We start from the raw sequence: 26,751 nt of genomic DNA, 5'->3' as shown, positions 1-26,751 counted from the left end.
CCTGGGCGGGAGGGACGCTCGCGCGCGGCGTCGCCAGGTGCTGCATCGCGGGGCGGGCCGGCGCGGCGGGGCCGCTCGCCGCCGTCGAAACTGCGGGGCGCGCGGTCGGATGAGCCGGAGGGCCGTTTGGGCGGGCCGGATCGCTTGGGAGGACGTGACATGCGCGCCTCCTTAGCACATGCGGCCTGCGCGCAAGGCCCGATCGCGCCCGACGCGATCGGGACCCAGCCGCCGCCCGCCGGCTCACACCGGCGAGGCGTCACCCTCCCAACCCGGCATGGCGTCGAGAAAACCGATCACCTCCTCGATCCGCCCGGCAGCGTCGAGCCGCACCACATCGGTGCCGTGTGCGACGGCCTTCCCGCCGTCGGGCGCCAGCGTCCAGCGGAACCGCACGAAGGGGCCGTGCCCGTCAGGCTGACCATCGAGCGTGAAGGCGTGGCCGGGGAAGCGCGTGCGCGCCGCGTCGATCATGGCGGCGATGCCCTCCGGGCCTTCGCCCTCCATCATCGGGTCCACGTAGCGCGCGGAGGCGGCCCATTCCTGCGCGATGCGGGCCGCGCGTGCGGTGGGATCAGGCTCGTTCCAGGCGGCGAGGTAGGCTTGGGCGGTGTCTTCGGTGCTGCGCATGGCAGGTCTCCCTTGGTTGCGACCGCGCCAACCTGCCCACCCCGCCAGCCCGGCGCGATTACGTCCGAGGTCATGTCGCCCCGGCTCGCCACCGCTATCATCGGCGCATGAGCCAGACCCAATCGAACCCGCCCGCCGGCGACATCATCCGCGACTGGCGCCGCCGCCGCGGCCTGTCGCAGCTCGACCTCGCCGGCGAGGCCGGCATCTCCACCCGCCATCTCAGCTTCGTCGAGACGGGCCGCGCGAGCGCCGGCCGCGCCGTCCTTCACCGCCTCGCGGAATCGCTGGCCATGCCGCTGCGCACGCGCAACACGCTGTTCCTCTCCGCCGGCTTCGCGCCCGCCTTCCCAGAGCGTGACCTGGCCGCGCCCGAGCTCACCGAGGCGCGGCGCGCGATCGACCTGGTGCTGCACGGGCACGCGCCATTCCCGGCTTTAGCCGTAGATCGCCACTGGCACATGCTCGCCGCCAATGCCGCCGTTGCACCGCTGATCACGGGCGTCGCTGCCTCATTGCTCGCCCCACCGGTGAACGTGCTCCGCTTGAGCCTGCACCCGGATGGGCTTGCCCCGCGCATCGACAATCTCGGCGAGTGGCGGGCGCACCTGCTCGAACGTCTGCGCCACCAGTACGCGGAAACCGGCGACCCGGTGCTGGCGCAGCTGCGCGAGGAGCTCGCCGCCTACCCCTTCCGCGCCTCCGCCCGGCCGCCCGAGCCGCTCGCCGGCATCGCGGTTCCCCTGCGCCTGTCCGTCCCCGGCGCGCCTGCGCCGCTCGCCCTGATCTCCACCACCACCATCTTCGCCACGCCGCGCGACGTCACACTCGCCGAAGTCGCACTCGAATGTTTCTACCCGGCCGACGCCGCCACGCGCGCTTGGCTCACAGCGCGCCGTTGACAGCCCGGCCCCAACAACGATAGTCCCCCCGCTCTCGCCGGCCCGGTTCCAACCGTGTCTGAGGAGGGGTGCCCGAGTGGCTAAAGGGGGCGGACTGTAAATCCGCTGGCTACGCCTACGTTGGTTCGAATCCAACCCCCTCCATTTCCGGTGCCGGTCCGGCGAAGGCAAGGCGTGCGGGTGTAGCTCAATGGTAGAGTCCCAGCCTTCCAAGCTGGTTGTGCGGGTTCGATCCCCGTCACCCGCTCCACAGTTTCATGCCGGCGCAGCAATCGCGTCACACGTCAGACCAGCACACGGAACCCCCTGATGGCCAAGGCGAAATTCGAGCGGAACAAGCCGCACTGCAACATCGGCACCATTGGTCACGTGGACCATGGCAAGACGTCGCTGACCGCGGCGATCACCAAGATCCTGGCGAAGTCGGGCGGGGCGACCTTCACCGCCTATGACCAGATCGACAAGGCGCCGGAGGAGCGTGCCCGCGGCATCACGATCTCGACCGCGCATGTCGAGTACGAGACCACGAACCGCCACTACGCCCATGTCGATTGCCCCGGCCACGCCGACTACGTGAAGAACATGATCACGGGCGCCGCGCAGATGGACGGCGCGATCCTGGTGGTCTCCGCAGCCGACGGCCCGATGCCCCAGACGCGCGAGCACATCCTGCTCGCCCGCCAGGTCGGCGTGCCGGCGCTGGTGGTGTTCCTCAACAAGACCGACATGGCCGACCCCGACCTGCTGGAACTGGTCGAGATGGAAGTGCGCGAGCTGCTGAGCAGCTACCAGTACCCGGGCGACGACATCCCGATCATTCATGGCTCGGCGCTGATGGCGCTCGAGGACAAGGACCCCGAGAAGGGCGAGCAGGCGATCCTGAAGCTGATGGAAGCGGTCGACGCCTACATCCCGCAGCCGGTGCGCGCGATGGACCGGCCCTTCCTGATGCCGGTGGAAGACGTGTTCTCCATCTCCGGCCGCGGCACGGTGGTGACCGGGCGCGTCGAGCGCGGCATCATCAAGGTGGGCGAGGAAGTCGAGATCATCGGCCTCAAGACCACGGTAAAGACCGTCGTCACGGGCGTGGAGATGTTCCGCAAGCTGCTCGACTCCGGCCAGGCCGGCGACAACATCGGCGCGCTGCTGCGCGGCACCAAGCGTGAGGATGTGGAGCGCGGGCAGGTCCTGGCCGCCCCGGGCTCGATCACCCCGCACACCAAGTTCAAGGCCGAGGCCTACGTGCTGACGAAGGAGGAGGGCGGCCGCCACACGCCGTTCTTCACCAACTACCGCCCGCAATTCTACTTCCGCACCACCGATGTCACCGGCGTCGTCCAGCTGCCCGAGGGCGTGGAGATGGTGATGCCCGGCGACAACGTGACGATGGATGTCGAGCTGATCGCGCCGATCGCGATGGATGAGGGGCTGCGGTTTGCCATCCGTGAGGGTGGGCGGACCGTCGGCGCCGGTGTTGTCGCGAAGATCGTGGCGTAGGGCTGAAGGCTGGGGGAAAGGAATTTCCCCCAGACCCCCGTTCTTTTATTTTTGGTTCCTTGGTGCTGGTTGGATAACGAGCGCCAAGTGCGGTTCTGAGGTGGTGGCTTCCCCGCCAGCTCTAGGGAATTTTCCTTGGCATCGGTTGCGCGAGCAGCACCGCGCGATCCGACGCACACTGACTCCCCACCAGCACCAATAGTCAAAAATAAAAGAAAGGGGTTTGGGGGAATTCATTCCCCCATGCTGTCGACCAAACCCACCCTCGACATCGCAAGCTCACCGCATTAAAACGCCACCGCCTGCAGGGGCGTAGCTCAATTGGCTAGAGCGCCGGTCTCCAAAACCGGAGGTTGAGAGTTCGAGACCCTCCGCCCCTGCCAGCCTCTCCCTCGACAGGCCCCATCTCTATCGACACATCGGGCGCGCTCCCCTATGTAGCCCGCCCCCCCTGAAACCCGCCTGTCACCATCGAGGATGTCCCATTTTGGCCAAGCTCAACCCCGCGCAGTTCATCCGCGAGGTGCGCCAGGAAGTGGCGAAAGTCACCTGGCCGACGCGCAAGGAAACGCTCATCACCACCGGTCTGGTGCTGGCGATGTCCGCGCTCGCGGCGATTTTCTTCCTGGTGGTGGACAAGCTGATCCAGCTCGCATCCCGCGTCATCTTCGGGTTCGGCTGAGAGGAATGCCGAGCATGGCCGAGATGAAGTGGTATGTGGTGCACGTCTATTCGGGCTTCGAGAAGAAGATCGCCGAGCAGATCAAGCAGCAGGCCGTCCAGAAGGGCCTGGCCGAGCAGATCGGTGACATCCTGGTCCCCGCCGAGCAGGTGGTCGAAGTCCGCCGCGGCCAGAAGGTGGATTCCGAGCGCAAGTTCTTCCCCGGCTACGTGCTGGTGAAGATGCAGATGACCGACGACGCCTGGCACCTGGTCAAGGACACCCCCAAGGTCACCGGCTTCCTGGGCGAGAAGAACCGCCCCACGCCCATCCGCGAGGCCGAGGCCCAGCGCATGCTGCAACAGGTGCAGGAAGGCGTGGACAAGCCCAAGCGCCCCGCCATCGTCTTCGAAGTTGGCGAGCAGGTGCGCGTGGCCGACGGCCCGTTCACCAGCTTCAACGGCGTGGTCGAGGAAGTGGACGAGGAGAAGGGGCGCCTCAAGGTCAGCGTCTCGATCTTCGGGCGGTCGACGCCGGTCGAGCTGGAATACGGGCAGGTCGAGAAGCTCTGATCGCCCCATGGCCGTCGTCCCGCACACGATCGACATCGTCGTCGCCGACATGGCGGCCGCTCTGAGTTTCTATCGGGCGCTAGGCCTGAACGTGCCGATGGATGCGGATGACGAGGTTCAGGTGCAGGTCGCGACCCCCGGCGGGGCGACCCTTGGCTTCCTGACGGAAGCGATGATGCGTCAGGCTTATCCGGACTGGGTCAGCCCGGTCGGGCAGCGCGTGACCTTCGCGTGCCGATGCGACAGCGCGGAAGAACTTGACGCGACCTATGCGCGCGTGATCGCGGCGGGCTTCTCCGGTCGCAAAGCACCGTGGGACGCCTTCTGGGGACAGCGATATGCGATGCTGTCCGACCCTGACGGCAACCGGGTGGACCTGTTCGCCGCCATCGAGGAACGGGGGCAGGAGTGACCGGTCACTGACCGAGTGCGGCCCTCAAGCTACGCTGCTCTTGCGCGTCTTGCCCGGCCACCGCGTGGCACAAGACGCGCCACCTCGCGCAGCGCGATGACACCCAGACCCGCCACCAGCACCCACAGCGCCGGGCGCAGGCCGAACTCCCAATCCAGATTCGCCTCCAGCACCAGCACCGCATTCACACCCGTCTTCAGCGCATACCACGCCGCCTCGGAGGCCCCCGTGACCACCGCGGCCGCCACCGCTACCCCCAGCAAGCGCAGCGAGCTCGGAGCACTCCCCTCCGGCGCCACGGCGCGATACAGCATCAGCCACACGAAAAGGCCCATTGTCAGCACCGGCTCGGTGATGTCGCTCTTCGTGTGCAGCATGAAGTGCAGCAGCCCCAGCACCGCCACCGCGAACACCACCTTGTGCAGCCGCCGCCAGGCCCGCCCGCCCATCCGATGCACCCAGCCATCGGTCGAGGTCACCCCCAGCGCCACCAACCCCAGCACCGCCACGAACCCCACCGTCAGGTAGAAGCGCAGCACGATCTCGGACACGCCATGCAGCAGCCGCCAATTCTGGAAGGCGAAATACAGCACCAGATGCAGCAGGGCGTAGCTCAGGGCGAACAGCCCCACCATCCGGCGCAGCTCGACCAGGCGAGGCCAGCGCAGCATCTGCCGCAAGGGCGTGACGAACAGCGATACCAGCAACACCCAGATGGCATACCGCCCGCTCTCATGCATCGCGCCGCGCAAGGGCTCCGGCCCTAGATCCTGCGTATAGGCCAGCCAGGCCAGCGAACCGGCGGGCACCAGCAGTGCAAGGAAAACGATCAGCCGCAGCGGCGAGAAGCCGCCGTTTCGATCGGTCCAAGGCGTGATGGCCCTCAGCGTCGCACCCATGCTCTCCGACATGACCGCGCCAGCGCGCGCCGGCAAGCCATCCTTTCGCGAGATCGTCGTGATCGATTCCATCACAGGGCTCCTGCGTCCGGCGAGGCCGTCTAGCAACGCGGCGCTCTGAGTAGGCTTCGCCGAACATCGGCATGCGTTACGCGGATCGCCGCGACTTCAAGCGCATGGCGTATTTGTCATGGGACCTCCTGACCGGCGGGACGGGAGGCAGCGGAACGGTATTTGCAATCCTCGCACCAACCCATCGCCGGAGACCCCGATGCCGCAGCGCCGCGCCCTGCTCGCCGCCCCCTTCCTCGCCGTCGCGGCCCCGGCGCGTGCGCAATCCTTCCCCGAACGCGGCCTGCGCATGATCATCCCCTTCCCGCCCGGCGGTGCCGCCGATTTCCTCGGCCGCGTCGCCGGCGAGCCTATGGCGCGCGCCCTCGGCCAGCCTGTCGTGGTCGAGAACCGCACCGGCGCCGGCGGCAATATCGGCACGGCGGTTGCGGCGCAGGCGGAACGCGACGGGCACACCCTGCTGCTCAATGGCGTCCCCATTGCCGTCAATCGCTACCTCTTCGCCACGCTGCCCTTCGATGCCGAGCGTGACTTCACCCCGCTCGCCATGCTCGCCATCGTGCCCAACATCATGGTCGTCCCGAATGACATGCCGGTGGCGAGCGTCGCGGAGTTCATCGCCCTCGCCCGCACCCGCCCGATGACCTACGCCTCCATCGGCAACGGCACCTCCCTGCACCTGGCCGGCGCCCAATTCGCCATCGCCTCTGGCCTCGAGCTCACCCACGTCCCCTACCGGGAGACGGGGGCGGCCAACACCGACCTCATGGCCGGCCGGGTGGATGTGATGTTCCAGACCATCTCAGCGGCCGCCGGCCTGGTCCGGGGCGGCCGGATGAAGGCGCTCGCCGTCACCAGCGCCGAGCGCGTTCCCGCCTTCGCCGAGGTGCCCACACTGCGCGAAGCCGGCTTGGACCTCGTCTCGGTCGGCTGGTTCGGCCTCTTCCTCGCCCGCGGCGTCCCCGCGGCCCGTGTCGTCCGCCTGGAAGCCGAAGCCCTGGCCGCCATCCGCGACCCCGCCGTGGCCGCCCGTATCGAAGCCAGCGGCAGCCTGCCCCGCGCGATGCCTGGCGCGGAGTTCGCCACCTTTATCGCGGAGGAGACGCAGCGGCTGGGTGCATTGGTGCGTGCCGCCGGAATTCGTGCGGATTGAAGAAGGCTGGGGAAAGGAATTTCCCCAGACCCCATTCTTTTATTTTTGATTCCTTGGTGCTGGTTGGGTGACCGGCACCAGGTGCGGTTCTGAGGCGCTGGCATTGCGGCCAGCACCCAAGAATTTTCATGGCACCGGCTGCACGGCCACTACCGCGCTGACCAGCGCGCACTGACCTCCCCACCAGCACCCAAAGATAAAAAAGAAAGAATGGGGGTTTGGGGGAAATTCATTTCCCCTATGCTTTCTGCCCCCCTTTACGCGCCCCCCGCATCCAGCCTATACGCCGCCCTCCTGAGAAACGCGGGAGGCTCTGACACGGGCCGCATGCACCGCGGGTCTCTCTGCATTTCAGAGGACTTGCCGCCACATGGCGAAGAAAATCGTCGGCTACATCAAGCTGCAGATCCCCGCGGGCAAGGCGAACCCTTCGCCGCCGGTGGGTCCTGCGCTCGGCCAGCGCGGCCTGAACATCATGCAGTTCGTCAAGGAATTCAACGCGGCGACGCAGCAGATGGAGCCGGGGACTCCGACCCCTGTTGTGATCACCGCCTTCTCCGACCGCACCTTCGTCTTCGTGACGAAGACGCCGCCGAACACCTATTTCCTGCTCAAGGCTGCCAAGCTTGAGAAGGGCAGCACCACGCCGGGCAAGGGCGCCAATGTCGGCCGCGTGACCAAGACGCAGCTGCGCGAAATCGCCAAGACCAAGATGATCCACATGAACGCCAATGACGAGGAAGCCGCCATGCGCATGCTCGCCGGCAGCGCCCGTTCCATGGGCCTCACCGTGGTGGAGGGCTGAGCCATGCCGCAGGGAAAGCGCCTCAAGGCCGTCTACGCCGGTTTCGACCGCGAGAAGTCCTACGCCCTGGATGAGGCGATCCGTCTCGCCAAGACCAATGCCAAGGCCAAGTTCGACGAGACCATCGAGATGACGATGAATCTCGGCATCGACCCGCGCCATGCGGACCAGATGGTCCGCGGCGTCGTCGGCCTGCCCAACGGCACCGGCAAGACCGTGCGCATCGGCGTCTTCGCCCGTGGCGCCAAGGCCGAGGAAGCCAAGGCCGCCGGCGCCGACGTGGTGGGTGCCGATGACCTGGCCGCCCTGGTCCAGGACGGCAAGATCGAGTTCGACCGCTGCATCGCGACGCCCGACATGATGGGTCTCGTCGGCCGCCTGGGTAAGATCCTCGGCCCACGCGGCCTGATGCCGAACCCCAAGCTCGGCACCGTCACGATGGACGTGAAGGGCGCGGTCACCGCCGCCAAGGCCGGCCAGGTCGAGTTCCGCGCCGAGAAGGCGGGCATCGTCCATGCCGGCATCGGCAAGGCGAGCTTCGGCGAGGACCAACTTCTCCAGAACGCCCGCGCCTTCGTCGAGGCCATCCAGCGCAATCGGCCGACCGGCGCCAAGGGCACCTATGTGAAGAAGGCGGCGGTGTCCTCCTCGATGGGCCCGGGCATCCATGTGGACGTCACGTCCCTGAACGCCTCGGCGTAACCGAATTCGCTCGCCCCAAGGGGCGGGCGGGCAGGGCAGGCGGGGCAACCCGTCTTGTCCCGATACCTGTCAGAGACCTCCTGCGGCCCTTGGGCCTTAAAGCGGATCACACCGCGCAAGAGATAGACGGGGTGCCGAACCAGACACCGGCCGGGGCATTGCCCGCGCCCGGTTTGGCTTGGTGTTCCTTCTCGGACAGGCGAACCGGGTGATCCCGCGCAAGCGGAACCACCCTCGTGTGAACCGGCCGGGACCCTTCCACAAGGCTCTGGCCACCTGCGGAGACGATGCGTGGAACGCACCGAAAAGCGCGACTTTGTTGCGTCCCTCGCCGGCGTGTTCGCCGAGACATCCTTCGTGCTCGTGGCCCAGAACAAGGGTCTCACGGTCGCGGATGTGGATAGTCTGCGGCGCAAGATGCGGGCGGCGGGCTGCAGCTACAAGGTTGCGAAGAACCGGCTGGCTTCCCTCGCCCTCGCCGGCACGAGTTTCGAAGGCATCTCCCCATTGCTGAAGGGTCCGACCGCGCTCGCGTGGTCCAAGGACGCCGTGGCCGTGGCGAAGACCGCCCTCGAGTTCGCCAAGACCAACGACAAGTTCGTCGTGCTCGGTGGGGCACTCGGCAAGCAGACCCTGGACGTCGCTGGCGTCAAGGCTCTGGCCGAGCTCCCCTCCCTGGAGACGCTGCGGGCGCAGCTGGTGGGTCTGATCCAGACCCCCGGCACGCGCATCGCGGGCATCCTCCAGGCCCCGGGCGGTCAATTGGCACGCGTGCTGGCCGCTTACGCCAAGAAGGACGAGGCCGCCGCCGAGGCAGCCTGACCAACACCGATCAACCCCGCCCAACCGGGTGGGGTTGCAAACATCAAGCCAAACCCCTAGATCACGGAGCATCCGATCATGGCCGAACTCGCAAAGCTCGTTGAAGAGCTCTCCGCCCTCACCGTTCTTGAGGCCGCTGAGCTTTCGAAACTGTTGGAAGAAAAGTGGGGCGTCTCCGCCGCGGCTCCGGCCGCGGTTGCGGCGGCCCCGGCCGCTGGCGGTGGCGCGGCCGCCGCACCGGTCGAGGAGCAGACGGAGTTTACCGTCACGCTGACCGCGGTCGGCGACAAGAAGATCAACATCATCAAGGAAATCCGCACCATCACCGGTCTCGGGCTGAAGGAAGCCAAGGACCTGGTCGAAGGCGCGCCGAAGGTGGTGAAGGAGGCCGTGTCGAAGGACGAGGCCGCCAAGATCAAGAAGGTGCTCGAGGAGAACGGCGCCCAGGTCGAAGTCAAGTAATCGATCTGAGGCCAGTCCCGGCCGGGCATTCGCTGCCGGCCGGGATGAGATGAGTGAGCAGGACAGGCCGGAATTCCCACGGGAATCCCGGCCCTGTCTGCGTCTTTGGGGGATGGCGGCCCGTCGGCCGCCACCTCATCGGCGCCAGCGAATGCCCGCCGGCCGGGGATGCTCGGGCCGGAGCGACAAGGAAGCTGTATTGGCATGAACGCGATCACCAAATCCTTCACCGGTCAGAAGCGCATCCGCAAGAGCTTTGGTCGGTTGCCGGAAGTGGCGCCGATGCCGAACCTGATCGACGTGCAGCGCGCTTCCTACGAGGTGTTCCTCCAGGCCGAGGTGACGCCCGATGCGCGCACCCAGACCGGCCTGCAGGAAGTGTTCAAGTCGGTCTTCCCGATCGATGATTTCGCCGGCCGTGGCCGCCTGGAGTTCGTCCAGTACGAGTTCGACGAGCCCAAGTATGATGTCGAGGAGTGCATCTCCCGTGGGCTGACCTATGCCGCCCCGCTGAAGGTTCGCCTGCGCCTGATCGTGTGGGACATCGACGAGGACACCGGCAGCCGCACCATCCGCGACATCAAGGAGCAGGATGTCTACATGGGCGATATGCCGCTCATGACCGACAACGGCACCTTCATCATCAACGGCACCGAGCGCGTCATCGTCTCCCAGATGCACCGCAGCCCCGGCGTGTTCTTCGACCACGACAAGGGCAAGACGCACAGCAGCGGCAAGTACCTGTTTGCCGCGCGCGTCATCCCCTATCGCGGCTCCTGGCTCGACTTCGAATTCGACGCCAAGGACATCTGCTACGTGCGCATCGACCGGAAGCGGAAGCTGCCGGCGACGACGCTGCTCTATGCCCTGGAATCCGCCCATATCGAATGCCGCCGCGCCGCCGGCGAGACGATCGAGCCCGGCCAGGTCCGCGGCATGGATGCCGAGGAAATCCTCAGCCATTTCTATGGCCAGGTGCCCTTCACGCGCGGCCCCAAGGGCTGGTCGCGCCCCTTCGATCCGGACAGCTTCCGCGGCGTGAAGCTCGCCGAGCCGCTGGTCGATGCCAAGACCGGCGCGGTCATCGCCGAGAAGGATTCGAAGCTCACCGCGCGGGCCGCGCGCAAGATCGCCGAGGCCGGCACGACCGAAGTGCTGGTGGGCCGCGTCGACCTCATCGGCCGCTATGTCGCCGAGGATCTGGTGAACCCGGAGACGGGCGAGATCTGGGCAGAAGCGGGCGAGGAGCTCGGCGAGAACAAGCTGGTCCTGCTCGAGGACGCCGGCATCGTGCAGGTGCCCACGCTGGCCATCGACCAGTCCGTCGGCCCGTGGATCCGCAACACCCTCGCGGTTGACAAGAATTCCAACCGCGACGAAGCGTTGATGGACATCTACCGCGTCATGCGCCCCGGCGAGCCGCCGACGCCCGACACGGCCGAGACGCTGTTCCGCGGGCTGTTCTTCGACATGGAGCGCTACGACCTCTCCTCGGTCGGCCGCGTGAAGATGAACATGCGCCTGGGCTTCGACGCCGAGGACGTGCCGGACACGCTGCGCACCCTGCGCAAGCAGGACATCATCGCCACAGTGAAGGTGCTGATCGACCTCAAGGATGGCCGCGGCTCGATCGACGACATCGACAATCTCGGCAATCGCCGGGTGCGGTCGGTGGGCGAGCTGATGGAGAACCAGTACCGCGTCGGCCTGCTGCGGATGGAGCGCGCGATCAAGGAGCGGATGGGCTCGGTCGATATCGACACGGTCATGCCGCACGACCTGATCAACGCGAAGCCGGCCGCGGCCGCGGTGCGCGAGTTCTTTGGCTCTTCGCAGCTCAGCCAGTTCATGGACCAGACGAACCCGCTCTCCGAAGTGACGCATAAGCGTCGTCTGTCGGCGCTTGGGCCGGGCGGTCTCACGCGTGAGCGCGCCGGCTTCGAGGTGCGCGACGTGCACCCGACGCATTACGGCCGCATCTGCCCGATCGAGACGCCGGAAGGCCCGAATATCGGCCTGATCAATTCGCTGGCGACCTTCGCGAAGGTGAACAAGTACGGCTTCATCGAGACGCCCTACCGCCTGGTCAAAGACGGCAAGATCGTCGGCGAGCCGCGCTACCTCTCCGCGATGCAGGAAGAGAAGCTGATCGTCGCGCAGGCTGATGCGGAAGTGGATGCCGCCACCGGCCAGTTCCTCTCGGAGCTCGTCTCGGTGCGCCAGGGCGGCGATTTCCGCCTGGTGAAGCCTGAGGATGTGACGGCCATCGACGTCTCGCCGAAGCAGCTCGTCTCGGTCGCCGCGGCGCTGATCCCGTTCCTGGAAAACGATGACGCGAACCGCGCGCTGATGGGCTCCAACATGCAGCGCCAGGCGGTGCCGCTAGTGAAATCCGACGCGCCGCTGGTCGGCACGGGGATGGAAGCCGCCGTCGCGCGGGATTCGGGTGCTACCATCGTGGCGCGGCGCGAAGGCGTGGTGGACAGCATCGACGGCGCGCGCATCGTGGTGCGCGCGACGGGCGATGATGGCGCCACGCGCGGCGTCGACATCTACCGCCTGCGCAAATTCCAGCGCAGCAACCAGAGCACCTGCATCAACCAGCGCCCGCTGGTGAAGGTGGGTGATTCCGTGCGCGCCGGCGAGATCATCGCCGACGGTCCCTCGACGGAGCTCGGCGAGCTGGCGCTGGGCCGCAACGCGCTCTGCGCCTTCATGCCGTGGAATGGCTACAATTTCGAAGACTCCATCCTGATCTCCGAGCGCATCGCGCGAGACGACGTCTTCACCTCGATCCATATCGAGGAGTTCGAGGTCATGGCGCGCGACACCAAGCTCGGCCAGGAGGAGATCACCCGCGACATCCCGAACGTCGGTGAGGAAGCGCTGCGCAACCTCGACGAGGCCGGCATCGTCTATGTCGGCGCCGAGGTGAACCCCGGCGACATCCTCATCGGCAAGGTCACGCCGAAGGGCGAAAGCCCGATGACGCCCGAGGAAAAACTGCTTCGCGCCATCTTCGGCGAAAAGGCCTCCGACGTCCGCGACACTTCGCTCAAGCTGCCGCCGGGTGTCACGGGCACCATCGTCGATGTCCGCGTGTTCAGCCGCCGCGGCGTGGACAAGGATGAGCGCGCGATGGCGATCGATCGCGCCGAAATCGAGCGTCTCGCCAAGGACCGCGACGACGAGAAGGCCATCCAGGAGCGCAGCTTCTACTCGCGCCTGCGCGAGTGCCTGCTGAACAAGAAGGCCTCGGGCGGCTTCAAGCCGATCAAGTCCGGCACGGTCGTCACCGACGAAGTGCTGGACCAGTTCGCCAAGGCCACCTGGCGCCAGATCGGCGTCACCGACGAAGCCTCCATGGCCGAGATCGAATCGGTCCGCCGCGAATTCGATGCCGCCGTCGAAAAGCTGCAGAAGCGCTTCGAGGGCAAGGTCGAGAAGCTGCAGCGCGGCGATGAGCTGCCGCCCGGCGTGATGAAGATGGTCAAGGTCTTCGTCGCGGTGAAGCGCAAGCTGCAGCCCGGCGACAAGATGGCCGGCCGGCACGGCAACAAAGGCGTGGTCAGCCGCGTGGTTCCCATCGAGGACATGCCGTTCCTCGAGGACGGGACCTCGGTCGACCTCGTGCTGAACCCGCTCGGCGTGCCCTCGCGCATGAATGTCGGGCAGATTCTCGAAACCCATCTCGGCTGGGCCTGCGCCAATCTCGGCAAGCAGGTCGGCGAGCTGGTCGAGGAATACCGCCGCGGCGGCCGCATGCGCGATGCGCTGCTGGAGAAGCTGAAGGACATCTACGGCGACGAGATCTACGACAAGGAGATCGCGCCGATGAACGAGGACCAGCTCATCGAGCTGTCCGAGAACCTCAAGAAGGGCATCCCGATCGCAACCCCCGTCTTCGACGGCGCCCGCATGTCGGATATCGAGGGCATGCTGGAGAAGGCCGGGCTCGATAGCTCCGGCCAGGTGGTGCTGGTCGATGGCCGCTCCGGCGAGCCCTTCGAGCGCAAGGTGACGGTGGGCTACATCTACATGCTCAAGCTGCACCACTTGGTGGACGACAAGATCCACGCGCGTTCGATCGGGCCCTACAGCCTCGTCACCCAGCAGCCGCTGGGCGGCAAGGCGCAGTTCGGCGGCCAGCGCTTCGGCGAGATGGAGGTCTGGGCGCTCGAGGCCTATGGCGCCGCCTACACCTTGCAGGAAATGCTGACGGTGAAATCCGACGACGTCTCCGGCCGCACCAAGGTCTACGAGGCGATCGTGCGCGACCAGGACAGCTTCGAGGCCGGCATTCCGGAATCCTTCAACGTGCTCGTGAAGGAACTGAAGTCGCTGGGCCTCAACGTGGACCTGGAAATGCGTCAGCCCTGACCAACCTGATCAGACCAACCCGCGGCGCCCCGAAGCGCCGCGGTTCCCCGCATTCGCCGCCCGACGGGGCGTGCCGGACGGAGTGCATGGCATGAATGAACTGATGAAGATCCTGGGCCAGACCGGCCAGGCGATGACCTTCGACCAGATCAAGATCTCGATCGCCTCGCCGGAGCAGATTCGCTCATGGTCCTATGGCGAGATCAAGAAGCCGGAGACCATCAACTACCGCACCTTCAAGCCCGAGCGCGATGGCCTGTTCTGCGCCCGCATCTTCGGGCCGATCAAGGATTACGAGTGCCTGTGCGGCAAGTACAAGCGCATGAAGTTCCGCGGCATCATCTGCGAGAAGTGCGGCGTGGAAGTTACGCTGGCGAAGGTCCGGCGCGAGCGCATGGGCCATATCGAGCTCGCCTCGCCGGTCGCCCACATCTGGTTCATGAAGTCGCTGCCGAGCCGCGTCGGTCTGATGGTCGATATGTCGCTCAAGGAGCTGGAGAAGGTCCTCTACTTCGAGAGCTACGTGGTTCTCGAGCCCGGCCTCACCGACCTCAAGCTGCACCAGCTGCTCAGCGAGGACCAGTATCAGGCGAAGCTGGACGAGTTCGGCGAGGATGCCTTCTCCACCGGCATCGGTGCGGAAGCGGTCAAGCAGATGCTCACCGGGATCGAGTGCCAGAAGGAAGCGGTGCGCCTGCGCGCCGACCTGAAGGAGACGACGTCCGAGGCCAAGCGCAAGAAGCTGGTCAAGCGCCTGAAGATGCTCGAGGCGTTTGCCGAGGGTGGTGCGAAGCCCGAATGGATGATCCTGGACGTCGTCCCGGTCATCCCGCCCGAGCTGCGTCCGCTGGTCCCTCTCGATGGCGGCCGCTTCGCGACGTCTGACCTCAACGACCTCTATCGCCGCGTCATCAACCGCAACAACCGCCTCAAGCGGCTCATTGAACTGCGCGCGCCGGACATCATCGTGCGCAACGAGAAGCGCATGTTGCAGGAATCCGTCGATGCGCTGTTCGACAATGGCCGTCGCGGCCGGGCGATCACGGGTGCGAACAAGCGCCCGCTGAAGTCGCTCTCCGACATGCTCAAGGGCAAGCAGGGCCGCTTCCGGCAGAACCTGCTCGGCAAGCGCGTGGATTATTCCGGCCGCTCGGTCATCGTGGTCGGGCCGGAGATGAAGCTGCACCAGTGCGGGCTGCCCAAGAAGATGGCGCTCGAACTGTTCAAGCCCTTCATTTACTCCAAGCTGGAAAAATACGGCCACGCGACGACCATCAAGGCCGCCAAGCGCATGGTGGAAAAGGAGCGTCCCGAGGTCTGGGACATCCTAGAGGAAGTGATCCGCGAGCACCCGGTGCTGCTCAACCGCGCACCCACGCTGCACCGCCTGGGCATCCAGGCCTTCGAACCGATCCTGGTCGAGGGCAAGGCCATCCAGCTGCACCCGCTGGTCTGCACTGCCTTCAACGCGGATTTCGACGGTGACCAGATGGCGGTCCACGTGCCGCTGTCGCTCGAAGCCCAGCTCGAAGCGCGCGTGCTGATGATGTCGACCAACAACATCCTCTCGCCCGCCAACGGCAAGCCGATCATCGTCCCCTCGCAGGACATCGTGCTCGGGCTGTACTACCTCAGCCTCGAATCGCCGGAATTCCGCGTGGCCGACGAACAGAAGGCCCCGGCCTTCGCCGATATGGGCGAGGTCGAGCAGTCGCTCGCCAATGGCCACATCACGGTGCACACGAAAATCCGCTTCCGCCTGAAGACGGTGGATGCGGAGGGCAAGCCGGTCACCATCCGCGTCGTCACCACGCCGGGTCGCGCGATGATGGGCGCCCTGCTGCCGCTGCACCCGAATGTTCCCTACAGCCTGGTCAATCGCCAGCTGATCAAGAAGAACATCTCCGACGTGATCGACGCCGTGTACCGCCATTGCGGCCAGAAGGAGAGCGTGATCTTCGCCGACCGGCTCATGGGTCTCGGCTTCCGCCAGGCGGCCAAGGCCGGCATTTCGTTTGGCAAGAACGACATGATGATCCCGGACTCCAAGCCCGCGCTGATCGCCAAGACCAAGGACGAGGTGAAGGAGTTCGAGCAGCAATATCTCGACGGCCTGATCACCGCCGGCGAGCGCTACAACAAGGTCGTCGACGCCTGGTCGCGCTGCACCGAGACCGTGGCCCAGGCGATGATGAAGGAGATCTCCAAGCAGGAGGTCGGCACGCCGACCAACTCCGTGTGGATGATGTCGCATTCCGGTGCGCGTGGCTCGCCGGCCCAGATGCGCCAGCTCGCCGGCATGCGCGGCCTGATGGCCAAGCCCTCGGGCGAGATCATCGAGCAGCCGATCATCCACTGCTTCAAGGAAGGCCTGACCGTGCTGGAGTACTTCAACTCCACCCACGGCGCCCGCAAGGGCCTGGCCGACACCGCGCTGAAGACCGCGAACAGCGGCTACCTCACGCGGCGCCTGGTGGACGTGGCGCAGGATTGCATCATCGTCGACCTCGATTGCGGCACCGAGCGCGGCCTGTCCGTGCGCGCCGCGATGGATGGCGGCGAGGTGGTCTCCTCGCTTTCCGAGCGCATCCTCGGCCGCACCTCGCAGGAAGACGTGATGGACCCCGCGACGGGCGCGCTGCTGCTCCCCCGCGGCACCCTGATCGATGAGCCAGATGCCGAGCGCATCGAAAAGGCGGGCGTGGAGCAGATGAAGATCCGCTCCGTGCTCACCTGCGACGCGCGCGTCGGCGTGTGTGCGATGTGCTACGGGCGCGACCTTGCCCGCGGCACGCCGGTGAACGTCGGCGAGGCGGTGGGCGTCATCGCCGCACAGTCGATCGGCGAGCCGGGCACGCAGCTCACTATGCGCACCTTCCACATCGGTGGCGCCGCGCAGCGCGGCGCCGAGCAATCCGCGGTTGAGGCCACCACCGATGCGACCGTGCGCTTCACCAACCGCCTGATCGTCACCAACAGCCAGGGCGCGACCATCGTCATGTCGCGCAATTGCGAAGTGGCGCTGCTCGACGCGAACGGGCGCGAGCGCGGCCGCTTCCGCGTGCCCTACGGCGCCAAGCTCCTTGTCGAGGACGGCGCCGAAGTGCAGCGTGCCCAGAAGCTGGCCGAATGGGACCCCTTCACCCTGCCGATCATCACCGAGATTGGCGGCAGCGTGGAACACGGTGACCTGCTCGACGGCGTGACGCAGATGGAGCGGTCGGACGAAGTCACCGGCCTCTCCTACAAGGAAGTGGTCGAGTACAAGTCGACCGGCAAGCAGGTCGACCTCCGCCCGCGCCTGATCCTGCGCGACGCGAAGGGCAACGTCCTCAAGCGTGACGGTGGCGGCGACGCCATCTACTTCCTCACGCCCGGCACCATCGTCGGTGTCGAGAACAACGCCATGGTCCATGCCGGCGACGTCATCGCCCGCATGCCGCGTGAATCGTCGAAGACGCGCGACATCACCGGCGGTCTGCCGCGCGTGGCCGAGCTGTTCGAGGCCCGCCGCCCGAAGGATCACGCGATCATCGCCGATGTCGATGGGCGCGTGGAATTCGGCAAGGACTATAAGGCCAAGCGCCGCGTCCTCGTCGTGCCCGAGCAGATCGGCGACGAGCCGCCCGTGCCCCGCGAATACCTGGTGCCGAAGGGCAAGCACGTCTCCGTGCAGGAAGGCGACTACGTCAAGAAGGGCGACCCGCTGGTCGACGGACCCCGCGTGCCGCACGACATTCTGCGCGTGCTCGGCGTGGAGAAGCTGGCCGATTACCTCGTGGATCAGATCCAGGAGGTCTATCGACTGCAGGGCGTCAAGATCAACGACAAGCACATCGAGGTGATCGTTCGCCAGATGCTGCAGAAGGTCGAAGTGCTCGACGCCGGCGACACCACCTACCTGATCGGCGAACAGGTGGACCGCATCGAGTTCGAGATCGAGAACGAGAAGCGGCTGCTCGCCAAGGAACGGCCCGCGGTGGCGGAGCCCGTGCTTCAGGGCATCACCAAGGCGTCGCTGCAGACCACCTCCTTCATCTCGGCCGCCTCCTTCCAGGAGACGACCCGCGTGCTGACTGAGGCCGCGACTGCGGGCAAGGTCGATGTGCTCGGCGGGTTGAAGGAGAATGTGATCGTCGGGCGGTTGATCCCGGCGGGGACGGGCTCGGTGATGAACCGGCTGCGGGCGATTGCCTCGCAGCGCGACAAGGGGCGCCTGCCTGCGGCGCAGCCGGCACTGCCCGCGGCGGAGTAGAAGAAAGCAGCGGGAGAAGGAATTCTCCCGCACCCTCTTCTTTTGTTTTTGGCTATTGGCCCCGCCGGCAAGGCGGGGCCATTCTTCTGAGCGACATCGGCAGCACGAGGATCAATCGAGATGGACGGATCGAACCCAGGCGCCGACACCAAGACCCGCGCGCTCGAAGCGCGCTACGGCGCTGATGCGCTGCCCGCGGCTGGTCCCTGGAACGCCACGCTCGACCTGCTGCTCTCGCATCGCTCCGTCCGCGGCTACCGCACCGACGCGTCTCTGCCCGAAGGCACGCTCGAGACCATGATCGCGGCAGCGCAATCGGCCGCCACCAGCTCCAACCTGCAGACCTGGTCCGTCATCGTCGTCGATGACCCTGTGGTGCGTGCGGAGCTCGCCGAGGTCGCGAACAACCAGAAGCACATCCTGCAGGTGCCATTGTTCATGGTCTTCCTCGCCGACGCCTCGCGCAACGCGCGCATGGCCGAGCAGGAAGGCGTGGAACTCGCCGGGCAGCCCTTCATGGAGACCTTCCTCGTCGCTGCCATCGACGCCGCCCTTGCCGCGCAGAACGCCGTCGTCGCCGCAGAGTCCCTCGGCCTGTCCACCGTCTATATCGGCGCGCTCCGCAACGACCCCGAGCGCGTGGCCAGGCTGCTCAACCTCCCGCCCCAGGTCATGGGCGTCTTCGGCCTTTGCGTCGGCCACGCCCGCGAGGGGGCCGAGGGCGAGGTGAAGCCGCGCCTGCCGCAATCCGTCATCGTGCACCACGGCCGCTACGACAGCGCCAACGAGCAGGCCGAGCGCGCCGACTACGATGCCCGCATGACCGCTTTCACCACGCGCAACGAGATGGCCACCTCGAACTGGACCCAGCGCGTGATCTCGCGCCTCGGCACCTTCAAGGCGCTGTCCGGCCGCGACAAGATGCGCGCCGCGATCGAGGCTCTGGGCTTCCCGCTGCGCTGAGGCACCACGCGGGGGTCGCGCTTGCATCCCCCGCGCCCTCTCCGCTAGGCTCCGCACCGATGACGTCGCACTCCCCCTTCGCTGGGCCTTCCGCCGGGCACCCCGCCCGCGGCGCCGCGCGTCCGCTCCTCCTTCGACTTATCCGCCCCTGAGCCGCCACCCCGGCCGATAGCGCCGGTACGCTCAGGGGTCTTGAGGAACGCGCGCACAGTCATCAGCCAAGGAACACGCCCAATGCCCGTCACCCACCCCAGCTTCGGCACGCTGGACCCCGACCGCATTATCTTCTTCGACACCACGCTGCGCGACGGCGAGCAATCGCCGGGCTTCTCGATGAACCTCGAGGAGAAGCTACGCATGGCCGAGGCCCTGCACGAGCTGGGCGTGGACGTCATCGAAGCCGGCTTCGCCATCGCCTCGCCCGGCGATTTCGAATCCGTCCGCTCCATCGCGCAGCTGTTTGCCAAGGACGGCCCCGTAGTAGCCAGCCTCGGCCGCGCCAATCCCGCGGACATCCTCCGCTCCGCCGAGGCGCTGAAGCCCGCCGCGCGCAAGCGCATCCACATCGTGCTCGCCACCTCGGACCTGCACATGCGCGTCAAGCTGCGCATGACCCGCGACGAGGTCGTGGAGCTGACAACCAGCAGCGTCACCCTCGGCCGCCAGCATTCCGACGACGTCGAATGGTCCGCCGAGGATGGCTCCCGCTCGGACCCCGATTTCCTGTGCCGCTGCGTCGAGGCCGCCATCAAGGCCGGTGCCACCACCATCAACATCCCCGACACCGTCGGCTACTCCATGCCCGCCGATATCGGCGCCATCTTCCGCGACCTGCGCGAGCGCGTACCTGGTGCCGACACGGTCGTCTTCTCCGCCCACAACCACAATGACCTCGGCATGGCTGTGGCCAACACGCTCGCCGCCATCAACGCCGGCGCGCGGCAGATCGAGGCCACGATCAACGGCATCGGCGAACGCGCCGGCAATGCCTCGATCGAGGAAGTCGCGATGGCGCTGCGCACCCGCCACGATGTGCTGCCCTTCAAGAACAGCATCCAGACGCCGCGTATCCTGCGCACCTCAAAACTGCTCGCCACCATCACCGGCTTCGACGTGCAGCCGAACAAGGCCATCGTTGGCCGCAACGCCTTTGCCCATGAATCCGGCATCCACCAGGACGGCGTGCTGAAGGACGCCTCCACCTACGAAATCATGACGCCCGAAAGCGTCGGCTGGACCACAAATTCCCTCGTGCTCGGCAAGCATTCCGGCCGCGCCGCCTTCCGCGACAAGCTCAAGGCGCTGGGCTATGGCGAGATCGGCGACAACCAGCTCAACGACGCCTTCCGCCGCTTCAAGGACATCGCGGACCGCAAGAAGGTCGTCTACGACGAGGACATCGCGGCCCTGGTCGATGACGAGGTCGTCCGCGGCCATGACCGCATCCGCCTGACCGCGCTCTCCGTCTCCACCGGCATGGATGAAAAGCCGAGCGCGACCCTGACGCTCGAAATCGACGGCGAAAGCCGCACCGGGGCCGCACCTGGCGACGGCGCGGTGGACGCGACCTTCAACGCCATCCGCCAGGCCTTCCCGCACGAGATCCAGCTTAAGCTCTTCGCGGTGCAGAGCATCACCGGCGGCACCGACGCGCAGGCCCGCGTGACCGTGCGATTCGAGGAGAACGGCAAGCTGGTCGATGGCCAGGGATCGGACACTTGCACCATCGTGGCGTCGGCGCGCGCCTATGTGCACGCGCTGAACAAGCTGCTGGTGAAGCGGGAACGGACAGAGCCAGAGGCACTGAGCGCCTGACTCTCGCAGCTCAGGCGTGACCTAGCGCGGCGGCGTGGCCTCGGCGGCGGCCCGGGTGCCCACCGTCGTGGGCGTCGGCGGCAGCGGCGTGAGGCTGTTCTGCGGCCCCCAGAAGCGCACCGGAGCCCATTGCACCGGGGGGCCAGGCGTCTGCACCAGCACCCAGCTCTGCCCGGTGCTGGTGTCGTGCATGACGATGGTGGGCGGCGTGCCGATGGCGGCCGTCACCTGGTAGCGCCCGTTCGGCTGCGGCTGCGCCACGGCGAGGCTTGGAAGGCAGAGAAGGGCAAGGGCAAGACAGCGCATCGGGCACCTCCGGTCAGCGAAGCGTGAAGGCTGCCGCAACCGCATTGTTTTGGCCATCCGCTTGACGCGGCGGGCGCGCTCCCCTCCATACCGCCGCATGGCCGCACCTCCGCTTCTGCTCCTCACCGATATTCGCCTCGCCTTCGGCACCACCACGCTGCTGGGCGGTGCCTTGTTGTCGGTTGCACCCGGCGAGCGCCTGGCGCTGATCGGCCGCAACGGGTCGGGCAAATCCACCCTGCTGCGCATCGCCGCGGGTCTCGCGGAGGCCGATTCCGGCACGCGGTTCCTCCAGCCCGGCGCCACGCTGCGCTATTTGCCGCAGGAGCCCGACCTTGCGGGCTATGCCAACGTCCTCGCCTATGTCGAATCCGGCCTCACCGGCGGCGATGACGCGCACCGCGCGCACTACCTCCTCGAAGCCCTGGGCCTGACGGGCGCCGAGCACCCAGACCAGCTCTCCGGCGGCGAGGCCCGCCGCGCCGCCCTCGCCCGCGCGCTCGCCCCCGAGCCCGACATCCTGCTGCTCGACGAGCCCACCAACCACCTCGACCTGCCGGCCATCGAATGGCTGGAATCCGAGCTCGGCCGCCTGCGCAGCGCCATCGTCACCATCAGCCATGACCGGCGCTTTCTCGAACGCCTCTCGCGCGCGATGGTCTGGCTGGACCGCGGCAACACGCTGCGCCTCGAACGCAGCTTCGAACATTTCGAAACCTGGCGCGACGAGATCCTCGCCGTCGAGGAACAGAACGCCCAGAAACTCGCGCGCCAGATCGTGCGCGAGGAGCATTGGCTGCGCTACGGCGTCACCGCGCGGCGCAAGCGGAATGTGAAGCGCCTGGGCGACCTCCAGGCCCTGCGCCAGAAGAAGCGCGAGCGCCAGGGCCCGCAGGGCAATGTCCGCATGGCCGCGAGCGAGGCGGAAGGCTCCGGCAACCTCGTGGCCCTCGCCGAGAACGCCACCAAAACCTACGGCGATCGCACCATCATCCGCGAGGCGAATGCGCGCATCATGCGCGGCGACCGCATCGGCATCGTCGGCCCCAATGGTGCGGGCAAGACCACGCTGCTGAAGATGCTGACCGGCGAGCTGGAACCCGACAGCGGCACCATCCGCCGCGGCACCGCGATCGAGATGGTGACACTCGACCAGAAGCGCGAGGCGCTGCCGCCCGAGACCACGCTCTCCCAGGCGCTCACCGAGGGCCGCGGCGACCAGGTCTTCATCAACGGCCAGCCGCGCCACGTCGTCGGCTACATGAAGGATTTCCTGTTCCTGCCCGAACAGGCGCGCACCGCCGTCTCCGTACTCTCGGGCGGCGAGCGTGGCCGCCTGATGCTCGCCCGCGCCTTCGCCCGCGCCTCCAACCTGCTGGTGCTCGATGAGCCGACCAACGACCTCGACCTCGAAACCCTGGACCTGCTGCAGGAACTGATCGCGGAGTATGGCGGCACCGTGCTGGTGGTGAGCCACGACCGCGATTTCCTCGACCGCACCGTGACCGGCATCCTCGCCTTCGAGGGCGATGGCCGCTGGCAGGATTACGCCGGCGGCTATTCCGACATGGTCGCCCAGCGCGGCCGCGGCGTGCAGGCGCGCGCCGGCGTCGAGGCTGCATCCCGCCCGCGTGGTGCTGCGTCCAGCGCCGCGGCAGCGCCCGCGAAAAAGATGTCCTTCAAGGACAAGCACGCGCTGGAATCGCTACCGGCGCGCATGGAAAAACTCACCGCCGAAATCAAGCTGCTGCGCGAAAAGCTCGCCGATTCCGGGCTGTTCAAGCGCGACCACGCCGCCTTCAAGCGCTTCACCAACGGCCTCGCCTTGCGCGAGTCCGAACTCGCCGCGGCCGAGGAAGAATGGCTGCGCCTCGAAGCCATGCGCGAGGCGGCCGAGGCATGAACGACACGCCGGTCTCGCCCGCCGAAGCCGCCATCCTCGCCTCCGGCCTGTCCTTCACCGCGAAGGAACTGCCCTCGCTCATCCGCGAGGTCTCCCGCGCGCTGCCCGCGACCGAGACCACCGTCGCCACCGCACTCCTAAAGCTGCGGCGGCGCGGCTATGTCGGACGTCTGGCCGACCTCGCCAGCCGCGCCGGCATCGCCTGGGCCCGGCGCGAGGATGTGCGTGCCGCCGCCGACTCCGTCACCAGCATCGATGCCTCCGACGACACGCTGCACGCCGCACTCGACGCCGCCCTGCTGCCGCGCCTGCGCGATGCCGGCCGCACTCCGGACGCCGCACTCGAGGCCATCGCCGCCGAGATCGCCGAGACCGGCGGCGCGCTCACCCCCCCGCGCCTTTACGAACTCGCGCGCGCCGTCGCTGTCGCGCACGCGCACCCGGACCCCGCCCGCTTCGCCACCAACGCGCGCATCGCCGAAGAATCCCGCCGCGCCGAACGCCGCGAGGCCGAGGTCGCGGCCCGCACTTCCAAGCGCGAGGAAATCCGCCGCCTGCGCGCCTGGGAGCAGTCCCTGGTGCCCTTCCAGCCGGTGCCGGACCTGCTCGGCTGCACGGCCAAGGAAGCCCTGCGCTGGATCGCTGCCGGCCTCATCCCCGTCGCGCGCCGCCTGCCCGGCAAATCCGGCGAACGCTGGGAATTCGACCCTGCCGAACTCGCCCCACTCCGCGCCGAAGTGCCGCTGTGGCGCACACGGGACACCACGCCGGCCGCGCCCGTACTCCCGCAGGGCAGGGGGGCGAACGCCGCCATCGCGCGCGTTGCGGCACTCGACCGCTATGCCGCCCATTTCGCCACCGCGCGCGCGCTGATCCGCCGCATCACGCTGGTCACCGGCCCGACCAATTCCGGCAAATCCTACCTCGCCCTGAACCGGCTCGCGGAATCGCAATCCGGCCTGGCGCTGGCGCCGCTGCGCCTGCTCGCCCATGAATTCCGGGAGGCGCTGGCTAGCCGCGGCGTGCAGGCCTCGCTCACCACCGGCGAGGAGCGGCTGCTGGTCCCCGGCAGCAGGCACATCGCCGCCACGGTCGAGATGTGCCCCTTCCGCACCCCCGTCGACGTCGCGATGATCGACGAGGCGCAGATGCTGCACGACCCCGACCGCGGCGCCGCCTGGACCGCCGCCATCATGGGCGCCCCGGCCCGGGAAATCTTCGTCCTCGGCGCCCCGGACTGCATCCCGATGGTCCGCCTCATCGCCGCCCTCTGCGGCGACGCGCTCGACGAGGTGAGCCTCGAACGCAAGGGCCCGCTGATCGCCGCCAAGGCCCCTGTCGGCCTGGGCGACCTGCGGAAGGGCGACGCGCTCATCGCCTTCTCGCGCCGCGAGGTGATGGACCTCCGCGCCGAGCTCATCCGCCGCGGCCGCCGCGTCGCCGTCGTCTATGGCGCGCTGAGCCCCGAGGTCCGCCGCGCCGAGGCCGCGCGCTTCAACAGCGGCGACGCCGATATCCTGGTCGCCACCGACGCCATCGGCATGGGGCTCAACCTCAACATCCGTCGCGTCGTCTTCTCCGCGATGCAGAAATTCGACGGCACCCAGCGCCGCGACCTCAACGTCCAGGAGGTGAAGCAGATCGGCGGCCGCGCCGGGCGCTACGGCCTGCATGAGGAGGGCGTGGTGGCCGTGCTCGCCGGTGCGGGCTCGCCCGAGGCGCTGAAGGCCTTGCTGCTCGGCGCGCACGAAACCCCCGCCGAACTCCGCCCGCTGGTGCAGCCCGACGCCGACATCATCGCCGCCGTCGCCGCCGAGATCGGCTCCACCAGCCTGTTCGGCGTGCTCGCGCGCATCAAGCGCGCGGTGCTGCGCAAGGACGACCCCAACTACCGCCTGGCCGACCTCGAAGCCGCGATGTCGATCGCGACCGCCATCGACGGCGTCACGCGCCTGAGCCTGCTGGAACGCTGGACCTACGCGCTGTGCCCGATCGACCTGCGCGACAATGGCGTGCCCCGCCTCGCACGCTGGGCGCTGGAGCACGGCGCAGGCCGCACCGTCTCCCCGCCCGAGGCCGGCAAGCTGCCGCCGCCCGATCGTGCCAGCGGCGAGGAGCTGCAACGCGGCGAGAAGGTGCAGCGCCGCCTGGTCGCCTGGCGCTGGATGGCGCAGCGGTTTCCTGACGCCTATGCGGAGACGCGGGAGGCGGAGGCGGAGACGGCGCGCCTCAATGCGTGGATCGAGGATGTGCTGCGGCAGCAGCGGCGGAGTTCCCAGAGGGCGTGAAGCTTGGGGGGAATGAATTCCCCCCAAACCCCTCTTCTTTTATTTTTGTCTATTGGTCCAGGCTGCTTAGCTAGCGCGCGCTCACGTAACGCAGTCCGACCTGCCAACCCAAACCAAATATCCAAAAATAAAAGAAAGGGGTTCGGGGAAATTCTTTTCCCCGGCCTTTCTGCATTCTCGCTTCAAACCTCGGACAGATACACATCAATGATGTCGGAGAGCAGCTTCAGCGCATCCGGCTTCGAGCGTTGGAACGCGTTGCGCCCCACGATCGAGCCATTGCCGCCGCCCGCGTGAATGGCGCGTACGTCGTCGAGCAGCGAATCCGCCCCCCGCGACTCGCCACCCGAGAACACTACCAGGCGCCGACCGTTGAAGCAGGCCTGGACGATGTGCGCGATCCGCTTCGCCGCGTCGCCGACCTCGACCGGGTGGCTCGCATAGGTCTTCTTCGCGGCGTCAAGGCTGATCGCCTCCGTCGGCGGCTTCACCTTGATGATGTGCGCCCCCAACAGCGCCGCCATATGCGCCGCATAGGCCGCGATATCGAGCGCGGTCTCGGCCACCTTGTCGAGGTTCGGCCCGCGCGGATAGGACCACACCACCACGGCGAGGCCGGCCGCCTTCGCGTCCTCGGCCATGTCGCGGAGTTCTTCCATCAGGTCGAAGGCGTATTCGCTGCCCGGATAGATGGTAAAGCCGATCGCCGAGCAGCCCAGGCGCAGAGCGTCGGAGACGGAGCCGGTCACCGCCTGGTCCTTGGTGGTGGCCAGCGAGTTGGAACTGTTCACCTTCAGGATGGTCGGGATGCAGCCGGCGAAGGTCGCGGCCCCCGCTTCCAGCGAGCCTAGTGGGGCGGCATAGGCGTTGAGGCCGGCCTCAATGGCGAGCTCGAAATGGTAGTGCGGGTCGTAGGCCGCCGGGTTGGGCGCGAAGCTGCGCGCCGGACCGTGCTCGAAGCCCTGGTCGACCGGAAGGATCACCATGCGCCCGGTGCCGCCCAGGCGGCCGGCATTGAGGATGCGGGCGAGGTTCGCCTTGGTGCCGGGATTGTCGCTCTCGTACCAGGAGAGGATCTTGGCGACGCGGGGGGTGAGCTTCATCGGGGGACAATCCTGTGCATTTGGGCTGCGCGGGCGGATAGCGCAGGCGAGGGTAGGAGTCACGCGCCGGCCCGCGCCGATATAGTGCAATACGCGTGCATCAGGCCGGGTTTCAATCACGGCGAAGTGAGTTTACCGTGCGCAAGCGA

The 26,751-nt window shown here is 67.3% G+C and carries 20 protein-coding genes and 3 tRNA genes; 19 read left to right on the top strand and 4 right to left on the bottom strand.

Annotated features, from left to right (window positions below; all coding sequences use genetic code 11):
* Positions 1–243: 243 nt before the first annotated feature.
* On the bottom strand, positions 244–630 hold the full coding sequence (locus tag GXW79_RS11480; protein WP_211874525.1) for a nuclear transport factor 2 family protein: 387 nt from the start codon (positions 628–630) through the stop codon (positions 244–246).
* Between the two features lie 107 nt (positions 631–737).
* Between GXW79_RS11480 and GXW79_RS11475 the strand changes: the two genes are divergently transcribed.
* The 8 genes from GXW79_RS11475 (at position 738) to GXW79_RS11440 (ending at position 4,674) form a co-directional block, all read left to right on the top strand.
* The gene (locus tag GXW79_RS11475) at positions 738–1,532 is read left to right on the top strand and encodes a helix-turn-helix domain-containing protein (RefSeq protein WP_211874524.1); all 795 of its coding nucleotides are present in this window, start codon (positions 738–740) and stop codon (positions 1,530–1,532) included.
* A 62-nt stretch (positions 1,533–1,594) separates the two neighbouring features.
* Positions 1,595–1,676, top strand: a tRNA-Tyr gene (locus GXW79_RS11470).
* 32 nt (positions 1,677–1,708) lie between these two features.
* Positions 1,709–1,782, top strand: a tRNA-Gly gene (locus GXW79_RS11465).
* A gap of 59 nt (positions 1,783–1,841) precedes the next feature.
* Positions 1,842–3,029, top strand: a complete 1,188-nt coding sequence (gene tuf, locus GXW79_RS11460) for an elongation factor Tu (RefSeq protein ID WP_211874523.1) — start codon at positions 1,842–1,844, stop codon at positions 3,027–3,029.
* A gap of 306 nt (positions 3,030–3,335) precedes the next feature.
* Positions 3,336–3,412: transfer RNA gene (locus GXW79_RS11455), tRNA-Trp, on the top strand.
* 104 nt (positions 3,413–3,516) lie between these two features.
* Positions 3,517–3,711 (top strand): preprotein translocase subunit SecE, encoded by a 195-nt coding sequence (gene secE, locus GXW79_RS11450; protein ID WP_211874522.1) that lies wholly within the window; start codon positions 3,517–3,519, stop codon positions 3,709–3,711.
* A gap of 14 nt (positions 3,712–3,725) precedes the next feature.
* Positions 3,726–4,262 carry a transcription termination/antitermination protein NusG gene (nusG, locus tag GXW79_RS11445; RefSeq protein WP_211874521.1) on the top strand — a complete coding sequence of 179 codons (537 nt, stop codon included), beginning with the start codon at positions 3,726–3,728 and terminating at the stop codon, positions 4,260–4,262.
* A gap of 7 nt (positions 4,263–4,269) precedes the next feature.
* Complete coding sequence (locus tag GXW79_RS11440; protein WP_211874520.1) at positions 4,270–4,674, top strand: VOC family protein; 405 nt, start codon at positions 4,270–4,272, stop codon at positions 4,672–4,674.
* A 29-nt stretch (positions 4,675–4,703) separates the two neighbouring features.
* Here GXW79_RS11440 and GXW79_RS11435 read toward each other — a convergent pair whose 3' ends face one another.
* Complete coding sequence (locus GXW79_RS11435; RefSeq protein WP_246503924.1) at positions 4,704–5,645, bottom strand: protein-methionine-sulfoxide reductase heme-binding subunit MsrQ; 942 nt, start codon at positions 5,643–5,645, stop codon at positions 4,704–4,706.
* Between the two features lie 199 nt (positions 5,646–5,844).
* On the opposite strand from GXW79_RS11435, the gene GXW79_RS11430 reads away from it, so the two are divergent.
* From GXW79_RS11430 to GXW79_RS11390, 9 genes are all read left to right on the top strand, one after another.
* The gene (locus tag GXW79_RS11430) at positions 5,845–6,798 is read left to right on the top strand and encodes a Bug family tripartite tricarboxylate transporter substrate binding protein (protein ID WP_211874519.1); all 954 of its coding nucleotides are present in this window, start codon (positions 5,845–5,847) and stop codon (positions 6,796–6,798) included.
* A gap of 370 nt (positions 6,799–7,168) precedes the next feature.
* Positions 7,169–7,603, top strand: a complete 435-nt coding sequence (gene rplK / locus GXW79_RS11425) for a 50S ribosomal protein L11 (RefSeq protein WP_211874518.1) — start codon at positions 7,169–7,171, stop codon at positions 7,601–7,603.
* Positions 7,604–7,606: 3 nt separating this feature from the next.
* Positions 7,607–8,305, top strand: coding sequence for a 50S ribosomal protein L1 (gene rplA, locus GXW79_RS11420; RefSeq protein WP_211874517.1), 699 nt, complete (start codon positions 7,607–7,609; stop codon positions 8,303–8,305).
* A 291-nt stretch (positions 8,306–8,596) separates the two neighbouring features.
* Positions 8,597–9,127, top strand: a complete 531-nt coding sequence (gene rplJ / locus GXW79_RS11415; RefSeq protein ID WP_211874516.1) for a 50S ribosomal protein L10 — start codon at positions 8,597–8,599, stop codon at positions 9,125–9,127.
* A 78-nt stretch (positions 9,128–9,205) separates the two neighbouring features.
* On the top strand, positions 9,206–9,589 hold the full coding sequence (gene rplL, locus GXW79_RS11410) for a 50S ribosomal protein L7/L12 (protein ID WP_211874515.1): 384 nt from the start codon (positions 9,206–9,208) through the stop codon (positions 9,587–9,589).
* Between the two features lie 204 nt (positions 9,590–9,793).
* Positions 9,794–13,969, top strand: coding sequence for a DNA-directed RNA polymerase subunit beta (gene rpoB / locus GXW79_RS11405; protein WP_211874514.1), 4,176 nt, complete (start codon positions 9,794–9,796; stop codon positions 13,967–13,969).
* Positions 13,970–14,060: 91 nt separating this feature from the next.
* A complete protein-coding gene (gene rpoC / locus GXW79_RS11400) occupies positions 14,061–18,224 on the top strand; it encodes a DNA-directed RNA polymerase subunit beta' (RefSeq protein WP_211874513.1) in 4,164 nt (1,387 codons plus the stop codon).
* A gap of 120 nt (positions 18,225–18,344) precedes the next feature.
* Positions 18,345–19,187 carry a nitroreductase family protein gene (locus GXW79_RS11395; RefSeq protein ID WP_211874512.1) on the top strand — a complete coding sequence of 281 codons (843 nt, stop codon included), beginning with the start codon at positions 18,345–18,347 and terminating at the stop codon, positions 19,185–19,187.
* A 234-nt stretch (positions 19,188–19,421) separates the two neighbouring features.
* Complete coding sequence (locus GXW79_RS11390) at positions 19,422–21,002, top strand: 2-isopropylmalate synthase (protein ID WP_211874511.1); 1,581 nt, start codon at positions 19,422–19,424, stop codon at positions 21,000–21,002.
* Between the two features lie 21 nt (positions 21,003–21,023).
* On the opposite strand, the gene GXW79_RS11385 is transcribed toward GXW79_RS11390, so the two are convergent.
* The gene (locus GXW79_RS11385) at positions 21,024–21,308 is read right to left on the bottom strand and encodes a hypothetical protein (protein WP_211874510.1); all 285 of its coding nucleotides are present in this window, start codon (positions 21,306–21,308) and stop codon (positions 21,024–21,026) included.
* A 97-nt stretch (positions 21,309–21,405) separates the two neighbouring features.
* On the opposite strand from GXW79_RS11385, the gene GXW79_RS11380 reads away from it, so the two are divergent.
* Together GXW79_RS11380 and GXW79_RS11375 are read left to right on the top strand one after the other, a co-directional pair.
* Entirely contained in the window at positions 21,406–23,211 is a 1,806-nt protein-coding gene (locus GXW79_RS11380) for an ABC-F family ATP-binding cassette domain-containing protein (RefSeq protein ID WP_211874509.1), read from the top strand.
* Complete coding sequence (locus GXW79_RS11375) at positions 23,208–25,499, top strand: DEAD/DEAH box helicase (protein WP_211874508.1); 2,292 nt, start codon at positions 23,208–23,210, stop codon at positions 25,497–25,499. The genes GXW79_RS11380 and GXW79_RS11375 overlap by 4 nt, the downstream gene beginning before the upstream one ends.
* 182 nt (positions 25,500–25,681) lie before the next feature.
* Here GXW79_RS11375 and GXW79_RS11370 read toward each other — a convergent pair whose 3' ends face one another.
* Positions 25,682–26,602, bottom strand: a complete 921-nt coding sequence (locus tag GXW79_RS11370) for a class I fructose-bisphosphate aldolase (RefSeq protein ID WP_211874507.1) — start codon at positions 26,600–26,602, stop codon at positions 25,682–25,684.
* Positions 26,603–26,751: the final 149 nt, after the last annotated feature.

The organism is Plastoroseomonas arctica, from assembly GCF_018128965.1.
Classification (GTDB): domain Bacteria; phylum Pseudomonadota; class Alphaproteobacteria; order Acetobacterales; family Acetobacteraceae; genus Plastoroseomonas; species Plastoroseomonas arctica.
This window is presented reverse-complemented; position numbering and strand designations above follow the sequence as displayed.

Excerpts from the sequence above, each read along its gene's own strand:
- GXW79_RS11370 (WP_211874507.1), bottom strand. The coding sequence starts at position 26,602 with ATGAAGCTCACCCCCCGCGTCGCCAAGATCCTCTCCTGGTACGAGAGC.
- rpoB (WP_211874514.1), top strand. The coding sequence starts at position 9,794 with ATGAACGCGATCACCAAATCCTTCACCGGTCAGAAGCGCATCCGCAAG.
- nusG (WP_211874521.1), top strand. The coding sequence starts at position 3,726 with ATGGCCGAGATGAAGTGGTATGTGGTGCACGTCTATTCGGGCTTCGAG.
- GXW79_RS11390 (WP_211874511.1), top strand. The coding sequence starts at position 19,422 with ATGCCCGTCACCCACCCCAGCTTCGGCACGCTGGACCCCGACCGCATT.
- GXW79_RS11385 (WP_211874510.1), bottom strand. The coding sequence starts at position 21,308 with ATGCGCTGTCTTGCCCTTGCCCTTCTCTGCCTTCCAAGCCTCGCCGTG.
- rpoC (WP_211874513.1), top strand. The coding sequence starts at position 14,061 with ATGAATGAACTGATGAAGATCCTGGGCCAGACCGGCCAGGCGATGACC.
- GXW79_RS11395 (WP_211874512.1), top strand. The coding sequence starts at position 18,345 with ATGGACGGATCGAACCCAGGCGCCGACACCAAGACCCGCGCGCTCGAA.
- GXW79_RS11375 (WP_211874508.1), top strand. The coding sequence starts at position 23,208 with ATGAACGACACGCCGGTCTCGCCCGCCGAAGCCGCCATCCTCGCCTCC.
- rplL (WP_211874515.1), top strand. The coding sequence starts at position 9,206 with ATGGCCGAACTCGCAAAGCTCGTTGAAGAGCTCTCCGCCCTCACCGTT.
- GXW79_RS11475 (WP_211874524.1), top strand. The coding sequence starts at position 738 with ATGAGCCAGACCCAATCGAACCCGCCCGCCGGCGACATCATCCGCGAC.
- GXW79_RS11480 (WP_211874525.1), bottom strand. The coding sequence starts at position 630 with ATGCGCAGCACCGAAGACACCGCCCAAGCCTACCTCGCCGCCTGGAAC.
- tuf (WP_211874523.1), top strand. The coding sequence starts at position 1,842 with ATGGCCAAGGCGAAATTCGAGCGGAACAAGCCGCACTGCAACATCGGC.
- GXW79_RS11440 (WP_211874520.1), top strand. The coding sequence starts at position 4,270 with ATGGCCGTCGTCCCGCACACGATCGACATCGTCGTCGCCGACATGGCG.
- rplK (WP_211874518.1), top strand. The coding sequence starts at position 7,169 with ATGGCGAAGAAAATCGTCGGCTACATCAAGCTGCAGATCCCCGCGGGC.
- GXW79_RS11435 (WP_246503924.1), bottom strand. The coding sequence starts at position 5,645 with ATGGAATCGATCACGACGATCTCGCGAAAGGATGGCTTGCCGGCGCGC.
- GXW79_RS11430 (WP_211874519.1), top strand. The coding sequence starts at position 5,845 with ATGCCGCAGCGCCGCGCCCTGCTCGCCGCCCCCTTCCTCGCCGTCGCG.
- rplA (WP_211874517.1), top strand. The coding sequence starts at position 7,607 with ATGCCGCAGGGAAAGCGCCTCAAGGCCGTCTACGCCGGTTTCGACCGC.
- GXW79_RS11380 (WP_211874509.1), top strand. The coding sequence starts at position 21,406 with ATGGCCGCACCTCCGCTTCTGCTCCTCACCGATATTCGCCTCGCCTTC.